This is a genomic window from Flavobacterium bizetiae (genome assembly GCF_902804475.1).
GTDB lineage: Bacteria > Bacteroidota > Bacteroidia > Flavobacteriales > Flavobacteriaceae > Flavobacterium > Flavobacterium bizetiae.
In genome coordinates, this window is record NZ_CADCSU010000047.1 from 61,552 (window position 1) to 69,340 (window position 7,789).

At 34.9% G+C, this 7,789-nt stretch carries 5 protein-coding genes; 2 read left to right on the top strand and 3 right to left on the bottom strand.

Annotated elements, in window-relative coordinates; translation table 11 throughout:
* Nucleotides 1-55 precede the first annotated feature (55 nt).
* Nucleotides 56-526: an energy transducer TonB gene (locus tag FLACOL7796_RS04475; protein WP_173969633.1), complete on the bottom strand. Its 471-nt coding sequence runs from the start codon at nt 524-526 to the stop codon at nt 56-58.
* Nucleotides 527-892: 366 nt separating this feature from the next.
* On the opposite strand from FLACOL7796_RS04475, the gene FLACOL7796_RS04480 reads away from it, so the two are divergent.
* On the top strand, nt 893-1,711 hold the full coding sequence (locus FLACOL7796_RS04480) for an alpha/beta fold hydrolase (protein ID WP_173969634.1): 819 nt from the start codon (nt 893-895) through the stop codon (nt 1,709-1,711).
* Nucleotides 1,712-1,912: 201 nt separating this feature from the next.
* A complete protein-coding gene (locus FLACOL7796_RS04485; protein WP_173969635.1) occupies nt 1,913-2,479 on the top strand; it encodes an adenylate kinase family protein in 567 nt (188 codons plus the stop codon).
* A 345-nt stretch (nt 2,480-2,824) separates the two neighbouring features.
* On the opposite strand, the gene FLACOL7796_RS04490 is transcribed toward FLACOL7796_RS04485, so the two are convergent.
* Together FLACOL7796_RS04490 and FLACOL7796_RS04495 are read right to left on the bottom strand one after the other, a co-directional pair.
* Nucleotides 2,825-4,249 (bottom strand): SusD/RagB family nutrient-binding outer membrane lipoprotein, encoded by a 1,425-nt coding sequence (locus FLACOL7796_RS04490; RefSeq protein ID WP_173969636.1) that lies wholly within the window; start codon nt 4,247-4,249, stop codon nt 2,825-2,827.
* A gap of 12 nt (nt 4,250-4,261) precedes the next feature.
* Nucleotides 4,262-7,450 (bottom strand): SusC/RagA family TonB-linked outer membrane protein, encoded by a 3,189-nt coding sequence (locus FLACOL7796_RS04495; RefSeq protein ID WP_173969637.1) that lies wholly within the window; start codon nt 7,448-7,450, stop codon nt 4,262-4,264.
* Between the last annotated feature and the right edge of the window lie 339 nt (nt 7,451-7,789).

Genomic DNA, 7,789 nt, shown 5'->3' on the forward strand with positions numbered 1-7,789 from the left:
GCTAAACGAATGGTTTAGCAGTTTTTTTTAATATAGCTAATTTTTAAAATTTTATCTACTGAACATAAAAAGGAACACTGTACAAACATCTTACCCGGTATCCATCTTTTATTGCAGGCTTCCAGTTGGGCGATAATTTTAAAACTCTTACCAACTCTTCTCCTGATTTATAACCAAAATCACGAAGAACTTTTATATCAGACAACGATCCGTCTTTTTCAATTACAAAATTGACAAAGACTCCTCCGTAGGCTTCATTTTTGACTGCTTCTTTCGGTGCAACATAATTCTTCTTTAAAAAAACATGAAACTTATCCATACCTCCCGAATATTTGGGCAAAGAGTCTACCAATGGTGAATTGTAAATTTCCTTGTCGTTTTCGTCGACTTTATATTCTAATGCAGTCTTTTCTGGAGATTTCTTTTCAACTTTTAAAGGAGGATTGACAATTGCGGGCTTCTTGTTCTCTTTTTGGCAACTTGCCATTATGATACAACTAAAAAATAAGAAAAGCTTTTTCTTCATTATATATTGTATTGAGTTATACTTCAAAAATATAAATTAAATATTCGGTTAGAGTAAAATTAGCAAAAACCGAATTCATTTGTCTATTATATTCAAATACCCTTAAAACAGAAGCATTACAATTAAATAATTTTGTATTAATTTAATTTACAACTAATTACAAAAAATAGTATTAAATTTGAAAGACAAAATTTCTATGCTATTTACTTCTTTATAAGTAATTTAATTTTCAAAACGCCATTACTTAATCTAGGTTAACGCATAGATCCCCACATCCCATATAAATTTGTACAAGAAATCTAAGTCAAAATAAAAAGACCAAAACTTAGATTGAATTAAAATATATTAATCTAAAACCAAAATAAGATGAGTACAATTACAGTAAAAGACGGAACAGAAATTTATTACAAGGATTGGGGAACTGGACAACCAATAGTTTTTCATCATGGATGGCCTTTATCAGGTGATGATTGGGATGCACAAATGATGTTTTTCCTGAAACAAGGATACAGAGTTATTGCTCATGACAGACGTGGACATGGTCGTTCTGGTCAAAGCTCAGAAGGAAATAATATGGAAACTTACGCAGCAGATGTGGCAGAACTAACGGCGGCTCTGGATTTGAAAGATGCGATTCACGTTGGTCATTCTACAGGAGGCGGAGAAGTAATACGTTATGCTGCAAAATATGGGAAAGGGCGCGTTGCAAAAGCCATTATCATTAGTGCTGTAACGCCAATAATGATAAAAAATGAAGCCAATCCTGATGGTGTACCATTGTCTGTTTTTGATGAAATTAGAGAAGGTACAGGTTTTAACAGAGCACAATATTTTTACGATTTTCCTATTCCGTTTTATGGATGGAACCGCGAAGGAAAAACAGTTCAGGAAGGAATTAAACACAATTGGTGGCGTCAGGGAATGATGGGTTCTGTACTGGCTCATTATGAAGGTATAAAAGCTTTCTCTGAATCAGATTTTACCGAAGATCTTAAGAGTTTAGAGATTCCGGTTCTTGTTTTACACGGAGAAGACGATCAGATTGTGCCTTATAATCAAGCGCCTAAAGCTGCCAAGTTATTAAAACACGGAAAATTAATTTCGTATCCGGGATTCCCTCATGGTATGCCAACAACAGAAGCTGCTACTATTAATAAAGATATTTTAGATTTTATAAAATCGTAAGCAATAACATCTTCATAAAAAAACCTCCAAAATCAAATGACTTTGGAGGTTTTTTAATTTATAATGATTGTTTCGAAATTGAGACAGAACAGGATAATGCTAAGTATTTTCTATTTCTTTATTAAAATAGCCATTCATTGTGCTGCATATATTTCTTATATTCGCTTGTCTGAAAAACGAATTGAAAAACAACACACTTAAATGGAAATATTAATAATAACCGGACCTCCTTATTCAGGAAAAGGGACACAATGTAATGTACTAAAAGAGTTATTAGGTTTTGAACACATCTCGACCGGAGACCGATGCAGAGAAGAAAAACAAAACGGAACAGCATTAGGAAAAATAATGTCGGAATATGAAGAAAAGGGAGATTTAGTACCTGATGCTATAATAAAAGATCTTTTTAGTAAAATACTTGATGAGAATAAATCAAGAGCCGGAATAATTTTAGATGGTTATCCAAGAACGAAACCTCAGGTTGATGATTTACTGGAACTTGTTAAGTCCAAAAATATGGAAATTGGAAAAGTAATCAATATTGATGTTCCAAAATCTGAATTATTAATCAGAGCCAAAAAAAGAGCTGAAACTTCTAATCGTAAAGATGACGCGAGTCCGCAAACTCATTTAAAACGAATAGAAATTTTTGAAGAAATGACCAGACCGGCAATCGAATATATGAAATCAAAAATGAAAGTATTGACTTTTGATGGTCTTGGAACAATTGAAGAAATCACCGAACGCATAAAAGATTGTCTGGTATAACGTATTGAATCACATTATCAGAAAAATAAACTCTAAAAAAAGAAGTTGTCTAAAAATGTTCCATAGGAAGATTTCATCGGTAGAAAATTATATTGTTATTGTTATTTTACGTTCCGTAGGAACGTTTGCTTTGACATCATCATCTTTTATGTAACATATCAAACGTTCCTACGGAACGTAGACGTGCTTGACGGTTTTTCTACCGATGAAACATTCCTACGAATGATAAACGGTATAAAGAGTAAAAGCTCAGTTTTCATTAAATAATAAAGGGCTGTCTCAACTTTGAGACAGCCCTTTTCTGGATAGCTAATTTCGAACTATCAAAACTTTTTATAATCTGGTTTATTTTTTATCAAACCATAATCTTGAAGTAAGTAAATCTTTTCCCTGACCTGCTACTGCAGCGTTATAATTGTCACCGTTTAAGGATTGCTCTGTACCCGGATAAAAGAAACGTAAAGGAAGTTTTCCGTCTAAAACGGTAGCCGGACCAGCTTTTAATACCGGATAATCCAGTCTTCTCCACTCTGCGAAAGCATCAAGTCCCTGACCAAAAAATGCAATCCATTTTTGTGTACCAATCGATTTTGCATAATTTGTTGCATCATACTTTACAGTTGGCTGATTAAGATAATTTGCAATAACTGTTGCATCTGTAATACCAAACTGATTTAAAGATGCTGTTATAGCATTTTTATACAATTGCTCTGCATCTCCTGCAATATAACCACGTGCTACTGCTTCAGAAAGGTTGAATAACGTTTCAGAATAAGACGCAATTACCGCCGGTGATGATGAAGTAAGGAAGTATGTACCAGGTTTTGATGTTTTAGCAAATCCCTGATCATTAGCTGCGCTGGTTGATAATCCGTTACCACCTCCTACATATTTACCCACACTTGCATCAGATGGTAATTGAGCAAAAACCGGTAAACGCGGATCTGCTAACTCATACAATTTATCGACCATCGTTTTTGAAATACGGAAATCATCACGAGTCTCAAACCATGCCGAAGCCGGATTTTGTTGTGGCGAACTGATATAAGTAAACTTAAAAGTATCGCTATTACTGCCAAGTACTCCGGCAGCATCAGTTGTTGCATCAATAGCAGCTTGTTTTGCTAAAGCAGGTTCCTGATCTGAAATTCTCAATGCAATACGTAAACGAAGCGAGTTTACAAACTTTTTCCATTTTGTAATGTCTCCTTTATAAACCAAATCACCAGTTACTGCACCGTTTGATGTACTTAATAATGACTGCGCATTTTTCAGGTCGTCAAGTAATCCTGTATATACATCCCATTGAGGATCATACGAAGGCGTTACTTTTTTTCCTGCTTCTTTATAAGGAATACTTCCGTAAGCATCTGTCAATAATAAAAATGTCCAGGAACGTAATGTAAGTGCAATTCCTTTATAATTTGAATTGGCCTGCGCTGCCGGAAAATTAATTATAGTGTTCAAATCTGTAATTAAAGTAGCGTAACCCGTATTCCACAATGATGTAAAAGTCGTGTTTGATACATCGTATCTGTCCGGTTCAGTGTATTGAATTTTAGCCCAATGCTGTACAAACAACAAAGACGAGTTAAAGTTATTATCTGCGCCCCAATATAAGTCAGCGCCCTGTTTTAATGATCCTGTTAACAGGTAAGGTGCTAATGGAGTTTCGGTTGCATTTGGATTTTTATTTACATCATCCAGCGTGTCGCTACAAGACACCAATGTCAGTGCAAATAGCGTTATATATGATAGTTTTTTTAGCATGATTTCGTTGTATTAAAATTTAAGATTAACATTAAGGCTAAAACTTCTTGTAGTTGGTAAAGCTAAACTCTCCAATCCTTGTCCGTTTCCGGTGTTAAAAGCCGATTCCGGATCGATATTTGGCACATCTTTGTAGATAAAAAATAAGTTACGACCAGTAGCTGTAATGCTTGCTGCCTGGAAACCAAGCTTCTTAACAAATTTTCTATCAAAGTTGTAGCTCAGTTTTACTTCTCTTAATTTTACAAAAGTCGAACTGTAGATATAAGCTTCGCTAATGTTGTATGATGCTTTATAATATTCCTGAGCACTTAAAACTTGTGTATTAGGAGTTCCGTCTTCATGTACCCCTTTAAATATCATACCATCATCATATACTGTGATTCCGCCTGGAGCAGCACCTGTTAGTAATACTTTTGTTTTAGTATCATCATTGTTTGGATAATAGTAATTTAATCCTCCGTTTTCAGCACCACGCCCCGGAAGCGTTTGCGCTAATACTCCAGTATAATTACCTGTTCTGTTCGTTCCTGAGAAAATTTCTCCACCTACATTAGCATCAACAAGGAATGAAAATTCAAAATTCTTATACGTCAAAGTATTGGTGATTCCTCCTAAAAAGTCTGGAGTATAATGTCCTAATACTTTCTTTTGCGGATCAGCTTTTGGTAATCCGTTATCCCCTACTACTATATTTCCGTTTGCGTCACGTAAATAAGCCGTACCGTAAAGCGCGCCATAAGCCTGTCCTACAGAAGCCAATACATCAACACCACCAGAACTTGCGATAGTATAGTTTTTAATCAGTCTGTCATAATCAAGAACTTCTACTTTACTTTTATTCTTTGAATAATTTACACCCACATTCCATTTAAAATCCTCTGTTTGAATAGGAGTTCCATCCAATTGAATTTCGATACCGCGGTTGTTTATTTTTCCGGCATTAATTAATTGAGAATCATAACCACTTGCTGTAGTTGTTTTAATTTCAAGAATTTGGTCGAAACTATTTGTGTTATAATAAGCAAGATCAAAATGCAATCTGTTTCTCCAAAAAGAAGATTCTAAACCTAATTCAGTAGAACGTGTTGTCTCTGGTTTCAAGTTCTCGTTAAGTTTCTTTTTAGAAGAAGTCTGAATTGGATTTCCGTCAAATGCCGCCTGGAAATTATAAACTGTATTCAATTGGTACGGATCTGCATCGTTACCTACTTCAGACCAACCACCACGTAATTTTAAGAAATCAAGTGTATTGCTTTTTATGTTTAAAGCATCAGAAACTACTACACTACCACTAACAGAAGGATAGAAATAAGAACGGTTGCTGCTTGGTAATGTTGATGACCAGTCGTTACGTCCTGTTACGTTTAAAAACGCATAGTTTTTATATCCTAATTGAGCCGAAGCGTATGCACTGTAAACCTGTAATTCTGAATATAAATTTGATGAAGTCAACGGATCACGTGAATTTGTTAATGTATATAAATCCGGTACAGCCAAACGTGGTGCTTTTTGGTAATTGTTTGCATCACTGTGGTTACGTACGTTGAATCCGGCAAGAGCGTCTACACTAAAATCATCATTAATTTTCTTAGTATATTGCAAGATCCCCTCTGTATTTCTTTCGTCTACAGTGTAAGCATCTTCAGCATACGATCCGAAAGGAGTTCCGTTTGTACCATATTTAATCTGGTATTTTCTACGATCATTATAATAGTCAACTCCTGTACGGAATTTAAATAAAAGCCCGTCTATAATTTTTGCTTCTAAGTGAATGTCTCCAATAAAACGGTTACGTTGTTGACTTGTAGTATTATAATACGCATTCCAGTACGGGTTACTATAGTAACTGTTGTTCCAGTTTACATCTCTGTTATTTCTAAGTTCATCCGTATCTACCTGACGTCCGAACCAAAGAAACTGAAGCATTACACCCGCTGCACGGTTACCTGATGGTCCACCTGGCAAAGTTGGTGCAGTTGTAACGATATAATTTGCCGTTACTCCAATTTTAATGTTTTTAGAGATTTGGTAATTCGTGTTAACTGTAAAGTTAGTTTTGTTTATTTCACTATTAGGTACAGTTCCTAATTGTTTTTGATTGTTTACTCCTAAACGGAAATCTGATTTATCATCTGATTTGGCAATAGAGATACTATTGTCGTAAGTAAGTCCTGTATTAAAGAAGTTTTTCACATTATCAGGATGCGCTACAAATGGTACAGCAACACCTTTAGAATAAAACTGAGGAATAAGGCGTCCGTCTAATCTTGGTCCCCAACTTTCATCAACACCATCATTAACTCCGCCACCTTTACCATCTACAAAACTAAATTTCCCTTTTGAACCTTGTCCGTATGAATTTTGAAAACTAGGTAATGTCGCCACCTGAGAAATTGTTAAACCTGAACTCACAGTAATACCAAGTCCTTGTTGGCTTCTTCCTGATTTTGTCGTAATAAGTACCACACCATGCGCAGCACGTGATCCGTAAAGAGCGGCAGCATTTGGTCCTTTTAATACCGTTAATGTTTCAATATCGTTAGGATTTAAATCGGCAATTGCATTTCTAAAATCACGAGTAGCTCCACCAACACTTCCTAATTGCGAGTTATCTACCGGAACTCCATCAACCACAAATAACGGCTGGTTATTTCCTGAAATAGAAGTTTCTCCACGAATAATAATACGTGAAGATCCCATATCTCCTTGTGAATTCGTAATACGTACTCCGGCCAATTTACCGCTAAGACTGTTTAAGAAATTCGTTTCTTTTGTCTCAGACAATTCCTTGCCTTTAAGTGCCTGCGTAGTATATCCTAAAGATTTTTTTTCTTTTGTAATACCCAATGCAGTAACCACTACTTCAGACAATGCGTTCTGTTCCTGCTCAATACTAACAGTAACCGGATTTGCAGTAACTACAACTTCCGTTTTTTTGTATCCCAAATAACTTACTATAAGTGTGTAAGGTAATTTTTGTCCCGTTTGGAAATAGAATTTTCCATCAAAATCAGTTACAGCTCCGTGTGTAGTACCTTTAATGTTTATCGAAGCACCAATTACAGGCTCTTTTGTAACAGCATCAACTACTATTCCTTCTAGTTTTGATTGAATTAATGGCTTGGTCTCTTGTGCCTTAACCCCTATGGAAATCAACAAAATGCATAAATATGCATATCTATTTAATTTTTTTTTCATTACTTTGTTTTAGTTTAATAAATAAGGCAAGCCAAGGATAGATTTACTCCACTCCTGCTTCCTTATAAGAGATGTACAATTTCTTTAAGCTTCACCATTTCTGCTGCAACAGAAATGGTCTTTTTTTTTCAGCTATGCATTCGTCTTTTCATTTTTACTTTTTTTTGGATTACTATTATTTGTGTCAGATTTAGAAGATTTTAATTCAAAAATTAAGGTCTAATATTTCTAAAAAAAACTGCGTAAATTACTGTTAAAGCCTTAATTTACTATAAGTTCTACTAATTTGATAGAACAAAGGTAAATTAAAATTATTAGTTCCAAAATTTTAGTCTAATT

Coding starts and splice junctions, on each gene's coding strand:
- FLACOL7796_RS04475 (WP_173969633.1), bottom strand. CDS start 526: ATGAAGAAAAAGCTTTTCTTATTTTTTAGTTGTATCATAATGGCAAGT.
- FLACOL7796_RS04480 (WP_173969634.1), top strand. CDS start 893: ATGAGTACAATTACAGTAAAAGACGGAACAGAAATTTATTACAAGGAT.
- FLACOL7796_RS04485 (WP_173969635.1), top strand. CDS start 1,913: ATGGAAATATTAATAATAACCGGACCTCCTTATTCAGGAAAAGGGACA.
- FLACOL7796_RS04490 (WP_173969636.1), bottom strand. CDS start 4,249: ATGCTAAAAAAACTATCATATATAACGCTATTTGCACTGACATTGGTG.
- FLACOL7796_RS04495 (WP_173969637.1), bottom strand. CDS start 7,450: ATGAAAAAAAAATTAAATAGATATGCATATTTATGCATTTTGTTGATT.